14 protein-coding genes, 1 tRNA gene and 1 riboswitch are annotated in these 14341 nt (G+C 62.9%); of the genes, 3 read left to right on the forward strand and 12 right to left on the reverse strand.

The genetic code is table 11. The features are described 5' to 3' along the window. The first annotated feature begins 126 nt into the window (after positions 1-126). Positions 127-1083, forward strand: a complete 957-nt coding sequence (locus MOP44_RS25190; protein ID WP_260793284.1) for an aldo/keto reductase — start codon at positions 127-129, stop codon at positions 1081-1083. 126 nt (positions 1084-1209) lie between these two features. Here MOP44_RS25190 and MOP44_RS25195 read toward each other — a convergent pair whose 3' ends face one another. From MOP44_RS25195 to MOP44_RS25205, 3 genes are all read right to left on the reverse strand, one after another. Further along, a complete protein-coding gene (locus tag MOP44_RS25195; protein WP_260793286.1) occupies positions 1210-2088 on the reverse strand; it encodes a DUF3106 domain-containing protein in 879 nt (292 codons plus the stop codon). A gap of 57 nt (positions 2089-2145) precedes the next feature. Next, positions 2146-2652: an anti-sigma factor gene (locus MOP44_RS25200; RefSeq protein ID WP_260793288.1), complete on the reverse strand. Its 507-nt coding sequence runs from the start codon at positions 2650-2652 to the stop codon at positions 2146-2148. 69 nt (positions 2653-2721) lie between these two features. Next, positions 2722-3717, reverse strand: coding sequence for an RNA polymerase sigma factor (locus MOP44_RS25205; protein WP_260793290.1), 996 nt, complete (start codon positions 3715-3717; stop codon positions 2722-2724). A gap of 171 nt (positions 3718-3888) precedes the next feature. Between MOP44_RS25205 and MOP44_RS25210 the strand changes: the two genes are divergently transcribed. Further along, a tRNA-Val gene (locus MOP44_RS25210) sits at positions 3889-3965 on the forward strand. Positions 3966-4076: 111 nt separating this feature from the next. Here MOP44_RS25210 and MOP44_RS25215 read toward each other — a convergent pair. The 9 genes from MOP44_RS25215 to MOP44_RS25255 all read right to left on the reverse strand — a co-directional run bounded on the left by MOP44_RS25215 (position 4077) and on the right by MOP44_RS25255 (position 12944). Continuing rightward, complete coding sequence (locus MOP44_RS25215; RefSeq protein WP_260793292.1) at positions 4077-4304, reverse strand: hypothetical protein; 228 nt, start codon at positions 4302-4304, stop codon at positions 4077-4079. 120 nt (positions 4305-4424) lie between these two features. Then, positions 4425-4736: a hypothetical protein gene (locus MOP44_RS25220; protein WP_260793293.1), complete on the reverse strand. Its 312-nt coding sequence runs from the start codon at positions 4734-4736 to the stop codon at positions 4425-4427. A 174-nt stretch (positions 4737-4910) separates the two neighbouring features. Further along, positions 4911-5019: riboswitch (SAM-I-IV-variant riboswitch) on the reverse strand. A gap of 220 nt (positions 5020-5239) precedes the next feature. Then, positions 5240-5641, reverse strand: coding sequence for a hypothetical protein (locus tag MOP44_RS25225; RefSeq protein WP_260793295.1), 402 nt, complete (start codon positions 5639-5641; stop codon positions 5240-5242). A gap of 455 nt (positions 5642-6096) precedes the next feature. After that, positions 6097-7626 carry a phytoene desaturase family protein gene (locus MOP44_RS25230; protein WP_260793297.1) on the reverse strand — a complete coding sequence of 510 codons (1530 nt, stop codon included), beginning with the start codon at positions 7624-7626 and terminating at the stop codon, positions 6097-6099. A gap of 446 nt (positions 7627-8072) precedes the next feature. After that, on the reverse strand, positions 8073-8420 hold the full coding sequence (locus MOP44_RS25235; protein WP_260793299.1) for a DUF309 domain-containing protein: 348 nt from the start codon (positions 8418-8420) through the stop codon (positions 8073-8075). Further along, a complete protein-coding gene (locus MOP44_RS25240) occupies positions 8417-9829 on the reverse strand; it encodes a carboxypeptidase regulatory-like domain-containing protein (protein WP_260793301.1) in 1413 nt (470 codons plus the stop codon). Before MOP44_RS25240 ends, MOP44_RS25235 begins: the two co-directional genes overlap by 4 nt. Beyond that, on the reverse strand, positions 9826-10773 hold the full coding sequence (locus tag MOP44_RS25245; protein WP_260793303.1) for a sigma-70 family RNA polymerase sigma factor: 948 nt from the start codon (positions 10771-10773) through the stop codon (positions 9826-9828). The genes MOP44_RS25240 and MOP44_RS25245 overlap by 4 nt, the downstream gene beginning before the upstream one ends. Before the next feature lie 6 nt (positions 10774-10779). Beyond that, positions 10780-12240 (reverse strand): sensor histidine kinase, encoded by a 1461-nt coding sequence (locus MOP44_RS25250; RefSeq protein ID WP_260793305.1) that lies wholly within the window; start codon positions 12238-12240, stop codon positions 10780-10782. Continuing rightward, positions 12237-12944 carry a response regulator transcription factor gene (locus tag MOP44_RS25255; protein WP_313901080.1) on the reverse strand — a complete coding sequence of 236 codons (708 nt, stop codon included), beginning with the start codon at positions 12942-12944 and terminating at the stop codon, positions 12237-12239. The genes MOP44_RS25250 and MOP44_RS25255 overlap by 4 nt, the downstream gene beginning before the upstream one ends. A 142-nt stretch (positions 12945-13086) precedes the next feature. Between MOP44_RS25255 and MOP44_RS25260 the strand changes: the two genes are divergently transcribed. Continuing rightward, positions 13087-13983 (forward strand): 5'-3' exonuclease, encoded by an 897-nt coding sequence (locus tag MOP44_RS25260; protein WP_260793307.1) that lies wholly within the window; start codon positions 13087-13089, stop codon positions 13981-13983. The last annotated feature ends 358 nt before the right edge of the window (positions 13984-14341 follow it).

Consider the following 14341-nt stretch of genomic DNA (forward strand, 5'->3'; position numbering starts at 1 on the left):
CGACAGGGTGGGAAACCACGAACCCAACCCAGCCGAGAATGGCGCCGAAGGTGCGGTGGCCGCACCGAAGGTGCCGGAATCCGCCCACCTCCGGACCGCATCTCACCTCCGTCAAGGAGCACCCTCATGCAGACCAGAAAGCTCGGCCACAACGGCCCTGAAGTTCCCATCATCTGCCTCGGCGGCAACGTCTTCGGCTGGACCGTCTCCGAAGCCGACAGCCTCAACCAGCTCGATCGCGCCGTCTCCTCCGGCCTTACCTTCATCGACACCGCCGACGTCTACTCCCGCTGGGCCCCCGGCCACCAGGGCGGCGAGTCCGAAACCATCCTCGGCAAATGGTTCGCCCGCTCCGGCCGTCGCAAAGACGTTATCCTCGCCACCAAGGTCGGCATGGAGATGGGTGAAGGCAAGAAAGGACTCAACCCCCGCTACATCGCCCAGGCAGTCGACGACTCCCTCCGCCGCCTCCAGACCGACTACATCGACCTCTACCAGGCACACCAGGACGACCCCTCCACCCCTCTCGAGGAGACCCTCGGCGCCTTCGACAAGCTCGTCAAAGCCGGAAAGGTCCGCTACATCGGCGCCTCCAACTACTCCGGCGCGCGCCTCTCCGAAGCCGTCGAAACCAGCCGCAAAAACGGCCTCGCCGAGTACACCTCGCTCCAGCCCCACTACAACCTCGTCGAGCGCCACAACTTCGAGTCCGACCTGCTCCCCGTCGTCCAGAAATACCAACTCGGCGTGATCCCCTACTTCTCCCTAGCCGCGGGATTCCTCACCGGCAAGTACCGCCGCGACTCCGAGACCCAGTCAGCCCGCGCCGGAATGGTAAAGAAGTACTTCAACGATCAGGGCTATGCTGTTGTAGATGCACTGGATGAAGTCGCCAGCCAGCACAAGGCCACACCCGCCCAGGTAGCCCTGGCGTGGCTCCTCGCTCAGCCCGGCATCACGGCTCCCATCGCCAGCGCGACCAGCGACAAGCACCTCGACGATCTCGTCTCCGCCGCCAATCTCAAGCTCGACCCAGCCAGCATTCAGCGCCTAACCGAAGCCAGCACCCCCGTAGCGGCCTGACTCGTTGAGCACCTAGAACAAAACAAAGGGCGCAATCCGCGTCAGCGGATTGCGCCCCATCTAATCCCTAAACCCTAACCCCTAAGCCCTGCTTTTCTATTCCCTATTCCCTATTCCCTGCTCTTATCACCTCGGCGCCTCATACGGCTCCACCCGCAGCATGTCGCTCAGGATATTTCGCTCCTGCGGCGAGAACTGCCCCTGGTATCGTGCGGAGTTCAGCACAATCGACCTCTGATCCGGCGGCACCGACCGCAAATCCCGAAACGCATTCCGCATGATCGACTGCCGATCCTGAGGCAGCGTCCGCCACTCCTGCGCCGAGTGATTCACCTTCAGCCGCTCCTCGGGCGACAGCCTTTCCAGGTTCTCCGCCCTGGCCAGCCGCCGTTCCCGCTGCTGCTCGCTCATGTTGTCCACGTGCTGCAGTTGCTGCACCAGCCGCTGCTGCTCGCCCTGCGGAAGCTGCTTGAAGCTCGGATCGCTCCGCAGCATCCTCTCCTGGTTCGCCACCGGCACATTGCGGTGCTGATCCAGCCAGTTCTGCAGATGCCCCGGTGGCGCAGTTGCCGGCGCGCGATATCCCGGATACACCGGCCGCGTATTCGACGGCGCAATGAAGTGCTGCCCTTGCGGCGGTTGATTGAACTGACTCGGACTCGTCGGCCGCTGATTGAACTGATTCGGAGGCGGTGTCCGCGGCTGCGTGTACTGCGGCGGCGCGTTCGTCGGCCTCGGCGGAACATTCGTAGGCCGCGGCTGTGTATTCGGCGGCCGCACCTGCGAACTCGGCGGCGGCGTGTAGCTATGCTGATTCCGCGCCGGCGACTCCGGATGGCTCTGCGCCCGCGGCGGCGGAGCCGAATTGTGTTGAGGCTGCGGATGCGATGGCGGCGGGCTCTGCTTATGGTTCTGCGCCCACCCGGCCGGCAGGCACAACGCCGCTGCAACCACGGCGGTAATCCCCGCCCGGCGCAACTCGCTCGCCTTAACCAACCCCTTCATCGCCTCCACCTCGTCTTTGCTTTTCTGTTCCCTGTTCCCTGTTCCCTGTTCCCTGCTTTACTGCTGCACCGTGTCCCCGTTATCATCCGGCGCTGAAATCGTCTCCAGCTGATCAAGCAGTTGCGCATTGTTATCCAGTGTCTGCAGATCGTGCACCACCGCCGCATGCGGATCCGCCGGAGTCGACTGCCAGTAGAAATCCAGGTACGCACCGCCGCCCACCAGCAGCAGCACCGTCATCGCCATCGCCGCCAACGGACGCGCATGCAGCCTATGCGGCTGCATCATGAAACGTGCCCGCATCCTCTCCAGCCACCCCGCCGGCTTCGCTAGTTGCTCTTCCCGAAGCCGCGCCTGAAACCTGGTCATGAAGTACGGATTCGGCTCCGGAGCCTCCCAGGCATCCATCAGCCCCATCGTGGCGCGCAGTTCCTCGAGTTCGCGGCGGCAACCGTCACACTCGCTGACATGCGTTTTCACCGCGGCAGGCACAGTCTCAGGATCGAGCAGCAGGTCCGCCAGCCTCGTCTCCATTCCCGCGCAGATCGTCGTGTTCCGTTCCATCTCAACCACCCCAGCTTTGTGGCCGTCCCCCGGCCTCAATTCCCTTTTGCCTTCTTAGACGAAATTCCCTCAAACGAATTCCTTCAACTTTTCCCGCAGCGTTTGATACGCCCGAAACAGCAGTGACTTCGTCGCCGACTCGCTCAGTTTCAGCACTTCCCCAATCTGCCGATAATCGAGCCCCTGGTACTTGTGCATCAGCACCGCGGTCCGCTGCCTCTCCGGCAGTGCCATCACGTGCTTGCGAATCGCGGCCATCCGTTCGTCCTTCAACAGCGACTGCTCCACCGAAGGCCGGTCGTCCGCCACCTCCGGCGTCGTGCCCGTCTCTTCATCCGGCACGTCCAGGTATACGTTCTGTGCCGCCCGTTCGTGCTTCGTATCCCGCGCGTTGTTCACCGCGAGATTCGTGGCAATCCGATAAAGCCACGTCGTAAACTTCGCCTCGGCGCGGTAGCTCTCGCGGCTCCGGTAAACCCGCAGGAAAACCTCCTGCGCCAGCTCCTCGGCAACTGCCTGATTGTGCACCATCCGGTAGAGGAAATTAATCATCGCCCGGTGGTATTTTCCGACCAGGTAGTTGAACCCCGCCTCATCCCCTGCCGCCACCCGCAGCATGATCGCCGCATCGCTGTTCGGATCGGCCGCTGCCGCTCCCGCCACATGCGGTTCCTGGCTCGGTTGCGGACCCGCTCCAGCGAGTCCCGGCCCCGTTCCTAACGCCGCATTGTCCAGCACCAGGGTTGCCATATCCTCTTCAACCCCGGAGTCCTCATTTTGTTGCGCCTTTTCCGCAACTTCCGAATCGTCATCCAGGCTCGAATCCGGCTCCTCGTCATCCCCGCCAAACCGTCTTCCCGCCGGCCTCGCCGCACCGCCGCCAGAGGCTCCCAGCGGCCGGTTCTCAGCATCGCCATCCGCCCGCGACCGCGCCAGCATCTTGGCAAATAATCCAGCCATAGCGCCAGCGGCAACCGAGCCACCGCCCGCAGCGGGCCCATCGGTCACGCCGAACGCACGCACCCCCGCCCCGCCCTCCGGAAGGAAGTCCGCCGCCGCCCGCATTCGCCTGAACCGAAACAACATACGTTCCGTGAATAACCCTCGGGCAGGTCCTTGCCTGTCCCTATTCCCTACTCCCTATTCCCTTGTCCCTCTGCCCCTTGTCCCTTTGTCCCTGCAACTTGGCCCTGTCGCCCTGCAAGTGTTACTCTAAATCACGTCGGGTTCACAATTGGGCGGTTAGCTCAGCTGGTTAGAGCGCCTGCTTCACACGCAGGAGGTCCGGGGTTCGAGTCCCTGACCGCCCACCAAATCCCACCACAAACCCGCACCCCCCACAACTTTGTCATTCTGAGCCACAGGCGAAGAACCCGCTGTTGCTTCTCCCCTCAAGCTATCGTCCTGAGGACCATGCGCTCCGGTCACTTCTCCCTCTGATCCCGTTCCCTCGCCTTCAGTATCTTGGGCGCGAACTCCCGCCGAATGCGCTCCAGAGCCGCCTCCATTTGCTCCCTCGAGGGCATCGTCCCTTCCCGAACCATACGCTTCGCTTCAGCTTCCATCGCAACCGGATCGAACCGCTTGTTTTGCTCCGTTTCGGTCAGAGTAGTTTGCGCAGCTTTGGGCCGCGTCCGTGCTTTCTTCGGCATTTGCTCCTCCAGATTCTTCGGTGACTCGAGCTCTCTCGATTGGGACCTTTGCCGCCCGCCAGCGAGTTAACTGATCACTAGCGGCAAAAGTCCCGTCCCAAAGGGGAACGCAACCTTGCGTCACTTCCTTAAACGGGCCCTTAGTTTCTCTGGCAACTCGGAGTAGCTAATACAAACCGGGCCTGGATTCCAGTCGTAGACGTGCCTCAGACCATCCCAGATAAAGGTTCTTCTGCTCTTCAACAGTTGGTGGAAAAGTTCATTCTTCTCAATGTCGCTCATGCTTGCCAGCACATCAGAGCCGACAACTATCTCTTCACAGTGATCCATCTGGCCCAGTAATTCCTTCAGCTTCTCGCTTCCGTCCTGTTGAAAAGCTTTGAAAAGTTCAGCCGCTGTGAAATGCTTTTTTGATTCGGATTGCTCAGACATCTACGCTCCTCTTTAGCCGCATTCGCCCTCAGGGCAGGGGCGGCAATCTGGAACAAATCCCCCTCGGTCAGCTTCCACATGGCAGGCGACCAGCCTGAGAATGGATCCGGACCTCACGCGAGTTAGCAAAATTGGTGCCCTGTCAGGCCAAAACGAAAACCCTCCGAGCGGAGGGTATGCCCGCTTGGTTGCCCTATCAGGACCGCATCCGCATTTCGCGACCACCTTGCCCGGGAAGGCAGGTTGGCATGGGTCGAACCGAACCCAATTCTTGATGCAGGTACAGACTACAGCAAGCCAGCAGGTGAGGCAATCCTACAATCAGTATTCGCTCTCGATGAGCGATCATCCTGCGGATATGAGCAGCCCAACTCAGCGAACGTCCAACGCCAGGCAGCATTCCAGCGCAACGAGAAATCCCGACGCGCATGGAATGCTCCTGGATCAAGAGCCCGACGCGCAGCTTTGCGCAGCAGCACTCAGGGTGGATTGAACGCCCACCGCTACGAATGCGGTCCGACGCTCAGATCATGGCCCGCCGCCGGCACTCTGGCCTTAGCGGCAGCCCCTGCTTCCTTGCGCACCGCGAAAAAGCTTCCGGTGCCGGGATTCGATCCAGCGGCCGCGTATCCCATAATGCCGTCCAGCGCATTCCGGGTCACATTCGCCGTGTAGATCAGGGTTGGATATTTGTTGAAGTTCCACGCCACAAGACCCTCCACCTGAATCCAGCGCCCTCCGCCGAATTGATAGGTCCAGGTCCCGTCCGGATTGAAGGTCCACTGTGTCGTCGCATTGCTCACCCCAGGACCGGAGTCGCCCCATGCAACGTGCCCATCCCAGGTGCCCACAATATTGGTTGCTGCTGCCATCGAGGCAGAGGCGTGAATGGCTTCAGTTAACATCGCGATTCTCCTTTCGTTCAGTTCGAGTTCGCGTCCCGCCGGCTGTTGATCAAAACCAGCGGCAGATCACGCTGCACCGCAGGCGAGAAGGCTGCTTCGCCCGCCGGCAATGTATCTCCGGGCTCGAGCACTGGTCTCGTGGCGGACTCGTCGATAACGAATCTCTTTGCAGATTTAAGGGGAAAATCTTCGCGCCTTCGCAGGCGTGGGGAACCGGAATCTCGCACCGTCCGGCGTCATCTCTCCGACGCTCGAATCGGTCGTCCTTAACGCACGAGCAACATACCCGGAGATCCGCGCGCGATTACAGCACTTCTCCTGCATGAAGACAGTGACCGGAGTCACCTATCGGTGTGAGCTACAGGATCACAGCACCGCCGCAGAAAGACGCGTCTCTTTCGCCGTGACTCAACTCCACCCCGGCCCCAGCCCTGTGAAACCACATCAGGAGCCGATCACACCCCGACCGCCTCCTCCTCATGCACAGGCGTCTCTGCCGCCACATCGAACCTCACCCGATCCGCCCGGCAGATCGCCTTCACCGTCGGCCGCGCCGTCATCGGCCCCGAAGGCAGCCCACCCCCCGGCATGATCCATTGCCCCACCATCATGAACTGCTTCAGCCCCGGCAGATGGTTCGGCAGCATCCGCATCCCGTCGCCCGGCTTGAACAGCCACCCCTCCTGGCTCCCGCACCAGTTCCCCGTGTAGCGCATCACCGTCGCCGGAGTCGACACGTCAACCGTCTCCACCGCGGCCCGAATTCCCGGCATCCGCCGCTCCAGAACCCCGATCACCGTCTCCGCAATTCGGTTCTTCGCCGAGTAGTACGCCATCGGAGCATTCCGCCGCAGTTCGTTCCAATACCGGAAATTCCGCGTCGGAAGAATGCACGTCACCGCCGTCTTACCCACCGGTGCAAACGTCGGGTCGAAGTGGAAGAACCGGAACCCCAGGTGCTCCACCGTCGTCTCCGGATCCACCACGATCGGTATCTCCAGAATCCGCGACACCATCGGCGGCTCGCCGCTCAAGTCCCGCGCCACACCCAGCGATACCTGCAGATACGACGCGAAGGTCTCGCCCTGCTGATACTGCTTCTGCGTCACGGGATCGATGTACCTTCCCCCCAGCAGCTCGAACACCGTCGTGTGCCCATCCGCCGCCGAGACCACCCAATCCCCCCGGACCAGTTCCCCGTTCGCCAGTTGCACGCCCACCGCCGTATCGCTCTCCACCAGCACACGGCGCACCCGCGCCTTGTACCGGATCTTTCCGCCGAGTGCCGCAATCTTCTCCTCGATCAACCGGATCAGCGCCTGCGACCCGCCGATGCAATACCCCGCATTTCCCGCGCCCATCCATGCCAGCGACAGCACCATCGCAATTGCCGGCAGCTTGCCCACATCCCCCATCGAGAAGAAATTCCGCAGCATCGAATCCGAGAACCGGCTCCCGTACTCCTTCCCGCTCATCTTCGTCAGCCGCGACAGCAGCGGAAAGATCGGAACATCCTGCAGCATGCCCCGCCAGTTCCCCGCCAACCCCCGCGACGGCTCCACAATCTTGAACTTCCGCAGGCTCCGGATCCCGTGCGTCAGCGCCCGGATCGGCGCCTCATCCTGCGGCGCATGCGCCAGCAGCTCCGCCTCCAGCCTGTCCGGATCCGTATACAGATTCAGCTCGCCGCCGCGCTCGTCTTCGATCCGCGCAAACACCTCCGGATCCACAAACGTCAGCTTCTCGATGTCGCAGACCTCCTGCCACATCTCGTGGAACTCGCCCCCAGGTCGCGACCCCACCAGCCAGTGGAGGCATGTCTCGAAGGTGTAGTCGCCACGCTTCCAGCTCATCGCGAGACCGCCGGCCATGTCGTGCATCTCCAGCACTTCCACGTCGTAGCCGCACTTCAGCGCATACACCGCCGCCGACAGCCCGGCAATGCCGCCGCCAATGATCACAATCTTGCGTCCATTGCGTTCCATCGCACACTCCTCCGCCCAGAGCATCGGAGTACCGAAGAACAATCCGAACCGACCCCATCTGCGCATGCGTGCAGCGTCTGCGCACGTGCGCAGCAACCTGCGCAGGGACGCAGCGATAGCCCGCGACCATCCTCCGGGCCCGTGTCCGCAGATTATGGGGCTACTCAGCCCCCGCCGCCGTGACAGCAGTCACCACCCGCCGTGATCACCAGAAGGTGGCGTCCCAGCCCCGAACCGAGGGTGCCCCATCCTTCGCGCGGCCTCATCGCGCGTAGGGTTGGAAACCAACCCAACCCCGCCTAGCCGCCTTTGTCTTTGCCTTTGCTTTTCTTTCTGTCATTCCCGAAGGGAATCTGCTGTTCGCCGCACTGCCGCCCGAGGCGGGAAGCCGAACACGCTCTTAAAGTTTCACTTGAAGTACGACTACGCAAACCGCACAAGGCTAACTAAACTATCCTCGGGTACTCGCTACCCATGCTCCCCTGTTCAATCGCCCCCAACCAATCCCTCAAGTTCTGCCTCAGCTCACTCACTGCAACCCCTTCAAAGCGCTCCGGATACCGCTCCAGTCTCCTCAGCGATCGCGTCAGCAGCGACCGCGCCCCCGCCACATTCCCGCGCCCCAGGTGATGAAAGGCCGCGGACACCTGAATCAGCGACTGCAGAAACGTCTTCTCCGGCTCTGCGCACCTCAGCCAGACCAGCTCCCAGTGCTCATGTGCCTCGAAGAACTCCCCCCTCCGGTAGCACCCGAGTCCCGCCGCCAGCTCCCCCTCCCCCCAGTCCCAGTTCATCGTTTCCCGTCCGCCCGCACCCGCCAATGCTTCCCATCTTGGCTGGTCCACACAGTCCCCGCATCGGTGGTCATTTCGAACACCTGCCCGCCACCCGCAGGCACAACCGCGAGCCGCTCCGCCTTCCCCGCCCACTTCGGCTTGACCTTCTTCCAGGTCTTGCCCGAGTCTCGGCTCAGATAGAGACGTCCCGCACCATCCATGCTGAGCATCCGTCCGCCCACCGAAACCCGCGCAGCAGCAGCCGCACCCCCCGGCAGCTTCTCCTCCTGCAGCAGACTCGCGACAGAAACCTCCGCCGTATCCAGCGGCGCATTGTTCGTCTCCACTGTCACAGTCTGCGAAGCCGCACCCACAGTCAGCACCGGTTCGAGCTTCGCCACTTGGCTCCCCGTCAGCTCCACCGATTCCACGCGCGTGTTGAATCCCCGCGCCGATACCCGCAGCTCATACTTCCCCGCCGGCACATCCGTAATCCGGAACCGCCCATCAAGCCCCGTCGCCACCTCCCGAACGGCCTTGTCCGCCCCCCCATTCAGGCTCACCGACGCCCCCCCAATCACTGCCCCACTCGCATCCTTCACCACGCCGCTCACTTCGCCCAGCGTCTGATCGTGCAAAACCTCAAGCGCCGCAAGATTCCGCCCCGTCAACGTAGCCCCCGCAACTGGATACTGCTGCTGCGCCGAAGGCCCTCCCTGCGCGGGCTTGTTCGCGGCAATCGCCTGCTGCTGCTGTGCCCCAGCATCCGCCACGGCCGCCGCAGCCGGCGCAGGCGCTGCCATGGCAGGAGGCGGCGGCGCAGCCGGAGCCGCAACCGCATTCTGCTGGAATCGCACCATATTCCCACGCGCCGCATCCAGCGCCTGCTCATTCGCCGTCACCGTCGGAGGCGCCTCCGGAGCCGCCTCGGGCACACCCACACCCAATCCACCACCCGAACCCCGTCCCCCACCAGACGCAGCCTTCCGGGCCTTAATCCCTTCCGCACCCTTGCTAGCCTGATCCGCCTCAATCGTCGGCTGAGCCTTCTGCATTCCCTCCGGCGATGGGGCATTCGCGGGACCAGTCGCCGGCGCCTCCACCCTCGCCATCTGCCCATCGCCCACCGGCGCGCCCGGCTGCCGCACATAGATCATGAGCGCCAAACCGAACGCCAGCACCGCCCCCGCCAGCCCGAACGGCATCCACCCGCGCCGCCACCACGCAGTGACCCGCCGATCCTCCGGCACCGCAACCGGCTCCGGATCTGCCACCCCCTGCGCCAGGAACACCATCTCCCGGCACGCCGCGCAGCCTGCCAAATGCTCCAGCATCTGCGCGCGCTCCTGCGCAGTCGCCGCCCCCTCCAGGAACAGGCTGATCTGGTCGGCATCGGGATGAACCCCGGTCTGGAACCGCTCCGTCACAGTCCTCCTTCCTTCCTGAGGAACGCCGGATCGCCCGGAGCTTGCAGCAGCTTTCGCAAATTCAAATCCAAATCCCCGGGATCGACGCCCAAAGCCTCCTCGGCGGCCCGGCGGCTCATCCCCCGATTCTGCAACGCCTTCAACAACTTCTTCCTGACCTCCTCGGTCACGCGCTTCAGCTTGCGGCTCACCGTGGCCTCATGCACCCGCAGCACCCCGCCCAGCTCCAGCAGCGTTCTCCGGTCCAGATAGTACGCCGACAGCAAGAACCGCGCCTCCGCATCCAGACCGCCCAGAACCCCGCTTACCGCCTCGGCCAGTTCCGTCGCCTGCACAGGCTGCGGCTCGGCCACCGCGTTCGCCACCGGCTCCACATCCTCCAGCGGACTCTCCCGGTGCGTCTTCCTGAAATGGTTCACATGCCGCTGCGCCAGCATGGCCCGCAGCCATCCCATCAGCGACCCGCGTCCCGAATACGTCTCCAGCGGCGACCACCGCCTGCCGTCCCTTTGAGTCAATCCGAACAGTTCTGAATAAAGCGAGTCCGCCAGCTCCTCACCCAGCGAGCTTGACCGCGTAATCCCGATCGCCGCCTGCAGCACCGGCCCCCGAAACTCCGCCATGAATTGCGTCCACGCCGCCTCGCGTCCCAGCGCACACGCCCGCGCCAGCGCAAGCTCCCGCAGGTGCAGCGCCCGATAAAATGCCTGTCTCTGATGAGCTTCCGCCGGCGCGCCGGCCGCCAATCCGAAGTTGCTCTTCCGTCCCGCCTCGTCCAGCGCCACCGCGAAATCCGCGAGCGTCAGGCCGAACGCCTCCGCCCCGCTCAGCCGATAGAGATCGTCCACCGCCTCCACGTCACGCAGACTCGAAGCCACAACATCCCGAGGCCGAACCTCAGCCGTTGCCTGCTCCAGATCTGCGGAATCGGATGCGCTGTCCACTCGCCCCTAAACTACACCATGTGCGCGCGGAGCAGCGTCTTCCGTGGCCGCCTCACCCAACCCGTTCACCACCGCAGGGGTCAGCCTCGTAGGAAGCACAACCCGCATCACCGTCCCCTTACCCAGCTCGCTCGAAGCCTCAATCGTCCCCTGCGCGGCATTCACAATGCTCTTGCAGATCGCCAATCCCAGCCCCGCTCCGCCCGTAGCGCGCGATCGCGAACTATCCTCGCGGAAGAATCGCTCGAACACCCGCTCCAGGTTCTCCGGCGCAATCCCCGACCCCGCGTCCCGCACCTCCAGCCGCACCTGGTCCCCCTCACGCTCGACTGTTACCACAACCTCCGCTCCCGCTGGGCTGTGCTGCAGCGCATTCAGAATCAGGTTTGAAGCCAGCGTCCGAGCTGCATCCGCCGCCACACCAACCTGCGTATCGTGCAGCGCGCACCGCACCGTCGCTCCCTGCATCTCGGCAAAGCTGCGCAGCGCGTGCGCCGCCGACCGAACCTCTTCCGCGAGGTTGCACTCGCCGTTGGCCGCGCCACTGCGATCATCAAAGCTGGCCAGCGTCAGCATCTGCCGCACCAGCCCCTCCACGCGCTCGTTGTCTTGGAGTACATCCTCCAACCCCTGCCGATACTCCTCCGCCGTCCGAGGTCGCATGTCCAGCACCTGGATCGACGACCGCACCACCGCCACCGCCGTCTTCAATTCATGCGCCGCATCATTAATGAACCGATGCTGCCGCTCGAACGCCTCCCGCACACGCGCCACCATCGCCGACAGCGCCTGCACCAGCGGCACCAGTTCCGTCACGCGCTCCGCAGAAGGCGGCGGCTCAAACGCCAGCGCATCTGTGTTGATTTGTGAAGCGCTCACCGCAAGCTGCTCCAGCGGAGACAGCAGCCGGCGCAGCAGCCATATCAGCACCAGCGCCGTCGCAAGTAACAGCCCCACGCTCACCATCAGGTAGAACTGGGTGGCCTCCACCGTCTCATGCCACAGGTGATTGGTCGTCGTCGCGTACACCACGGTGAACGGCCGCCGGATCCCCACGCCGTGCGTCTCATCGCGGTCGATAATGCGCAGCGCCTCGCGCTGCAGCACGCGAAATCGATGGTTGCCGTGCCGCGCATCGCGAAAGCCGTCCTTCTGCAGCGTCAGAAGCTCCGGCAACGCCTCCCCGAATTGCCCGATCAGCTTGCCGCTCGAGTTGAACACGGCGAACGAATCCCCCTTCGGAGCCGTAAACTCCTCCGGATTCACCGTGACATTGTCCTCAGGGTCCTCGGCATCCTGCACCGCGCCCATCAGCGAGTCCGCGCGCCCCTCCAGCGAGATATCGAGGGACCGCATGCGGCTGCCCCACTCATGCCACAGCGCGGTCGAAAGAATCCCCATCGCGCACAGCAATTCAATCAGCAGCACCGAGAGAATCGCCCGCCGCACCAGGGAATTACGCTTCATCGCACTGCCTCATCCATCACGGCCAGCCTGTACCCGCGCCCCCGCAGCGTCTCCACCACCGCCAGTTCCGACGCATTCCGCAGCTTCCGCCGCAAATTCGAGATATGCGCTTCAATCACGTTCGAGTGATGCTCCCACGTGAAGTCGTAGAGATGCTCCAGCAGCGTCTCCTTCGACACCACCGCGCGCGGATGATGCATCAGGTACTCGAGAATCCGATACTCCGTCGGCGACAGGTCGATATCCTTCCCTGCCACCATCACTCTCTGCTCGGCGATGCTCACGACCACGGGCCCCACTTTCAGCGTCGTGTTCTTCACGCCCTTGCCCCGCCGGATCAGCGCCCGCGCCCGAGCAATCAACTCGCCCAGGTCGAACGGCTTGGTCATGTAGTCGTCCGCGCCCAGGTTCAGCAGCTCGATCGTGCTCTCCGCCCCGCTTACCGCCGTCAGCACCAGCACCGGCATCACCTGGTTGTTGCGACGCAACCGTCGCAACAACTGGTCCCCCCTCACCTTCGGCAGCATCAGGTCCAGGATCGCGAGATCGTAGCTCGTCACATCGCACAGCAGCAGGGCCTCTTCGCCATCGTGGCAAACGTCCACCGCATAGTTCGGCCCCTCGCGCAGCGCCGCCGCAATGTTCTGCGCCAGCCGAACTTCGTCCTCGACCACAAGCACCCGCATCACCACCGAACCTAACACTTTCAACCTTAATCCCCGCTGAAATTCCCGGTGCCGGCAATCTTCCCTCTTTGGGTATCAATACACAGACGATAACCTTTAGCCTGGCGGAGTTGCGTCGTTCTTATTTCAACGGCAAGCCTGAGTCGCTTGGAGAGTCGCGTTGAAAGTCTTTTTGGTTGATGGCACCTACGAATTGTTTCGCCACTACTTCGGCGCCCCGAAGGCTCGGGACGCAAAGGGCCGCGAAGTGGGAGCGGTGCGAGGAGTCCTGGCATCATTGCTTGGCATGATGCGGGGCGGAGTCACCCACGTCGGCGTTGCCACCGACCACGTCATCGAGTCGTTTCGCAACAACCTCTGGGCAGGGTACAAGACCGGCGAGGGCGTTGAGCCCGACCTGCTCTCGCAGTTTCCCATCCTGGAGGAAACGCTCGCCGCAGCCGGCATTACGGTCTGGCCAATGGTGGAGTTTGAAGCCGACGACGCCCTCGCCTCGGCCTGTGCCTTCGCCTTGAAGGATCCCCGAGTCGAGCAGGTTGTCATCTGCACACCAGACAAGGACCTTTGCCAATGCGTTCGTGGATCGCATGTGGTGCAGTTGGTCAGGCGGACGGGCGTCACCATCGATGAAGCCGGCGTCTTCGCCAAGTTTGGCGTGACTCCGGAGTCGATCCCCGACTACCTTGCCCTCGTGGGCGATTCCGCTGATGGCTATCCGGGTCTTCCCGGCTGGGGAGCAAAGTCCAGCGCCTCTGTGCTGGCCAAATTCGGCCACATTGAATCCATTCCGGCATCCGCACGGGACTGGCATGTGAATGTAATGAACTCGGCTTCTCTGGCTGACACTTTGTCGCGCGAGCGTAAGCTTGCCCTGCTCTTCAGAATCCTCGCCACCCTCAGGAGCGACATCCCCCTTCTCGATAACGTGGACAGCTTGAAGTGGACTGGACCTCAACCGGACTTTGACGCAATCGCCAGACTGCTCGACGAAGCCGTAACCGAAAAGACGACCCGGAAACAGCCCAAAGTGAGAACTGGAGCGAACCAAACGGTTTGACCTTGAGGACAAATAACGATATATTCCGCAATATGGACGTTCGTTTCATGCCCGCTGGCTGTTGTTGCGCGTGTTGTCCCGCGCTGTGCCGGCCGTGTGCGTAAGCTGAACTCCTCTCAGTTTCGTTTCGAGGCCGCGTATCAGCCACTCCGCTGACGCGGCCTTTGTGCTTTCGGGCCCCGTCCACGGCCACCCCCAACGTGAGCAGCAAGACCCCGATGAGCACGACCTTTATTCAACTCGGCCAGATCGCTTCCGCCGCCCGGCGGATCGGCTGTTGTTGTTGTCGCTGATTTCCCTTTCTTCTCTTCATTCCAAATCAGCCTGAAAGTACCCGCCACTCACACGCGGAACTTGT

This window comes from Occallatibacter riparius (genome assembly GCF_025264625.1).
Taxonomy (GTDB): domain Bacteria; phylum Acidobacteriota; class Terriglobia; order Terriglobales; family Acidobacteriaceae; genus Telmatobacter; species Telmatobacter riparius.

What these genes read in the sequence shown, in the direction of transcription:
- MOP44_RS25190 (WP_260793284.1), top strand. Translation starts at nt 127, where the DNA reads ATGCAGACCAGAAAGCTCGGCCACAACGGCCCTGAAGTTCCCATCATC.
- MOP44_RS25195 (WP_260793286.1), bottom strand. Translation starts at nt 2,088, where the DNA reads ATGAAGGGGTTGGTTAAGGCGAGCGAGTTGCGCCGGGCGGGGATTACC.
- MOP44_RS25200 (WP_260793288.1), bottom strand. Translation starts at nt 2,652, where the DNA reads ATGGAACGGAACACGACGATCTGCGCGGGAATGGAGACGAGGCTGGCG.
- MOP44_RS25205 (WP_260793290.1), bottom strand. Translation starts at nt 3,717, where the DNA reads ATGCGGGCGGCGGCGGACTTCCTTCCGGAGGGCGGGGCGGGGGTGCGT.
- MOP44_RS25215 (WP_260793292.1), bottom strand. Translation starts at nt 4,304, where the DNA reads ATGCCGAAGAAAGCACGGACGCGGCCCAAAGCTGCGCAAACTACTCTG.
- MOP44_RS25220 (WP_260793293.1), bottom strand. Translation starts at nt 4,736, where the DNA reads ATGTCTGAGCAATCCGAATCAAAAAAGCATTTCACAGCGGCTGAACTT.
- MOP44_RS25225 (WP_260793295.1), bottom strand. Translation starts at nt 5,641, where the DNA reads ATGTTAACTGAAGCCATTCACGCCTCTGCCTCGATGGCAGCAGCAACC.
- MOP44_RS25230 (WP_260793297.1), bottom strand. Translation starts at nt 7,626, where the DNA reads ATGGAACGCAATGGACGCAAGATTGTGATCATTGGCGGCGGCATTGCC.
- MOP44_RS25235 (WP_260793299.1), bottom strand. Translation starts at nt 8,420, where the DNA reads ATGAACTGGGACTGGGGGGAGGGGGAGCTGGCGGCGGGACTCGGGTGC.
- MOP44_RS25250 (WP_260793305.1), bottom strand. Translation starts at nt 12,240, where the DNA reads ATGAAGCGTAATTCCCTGGTGCGGCGGGCGATTCTCTCGGTGCTGCTG.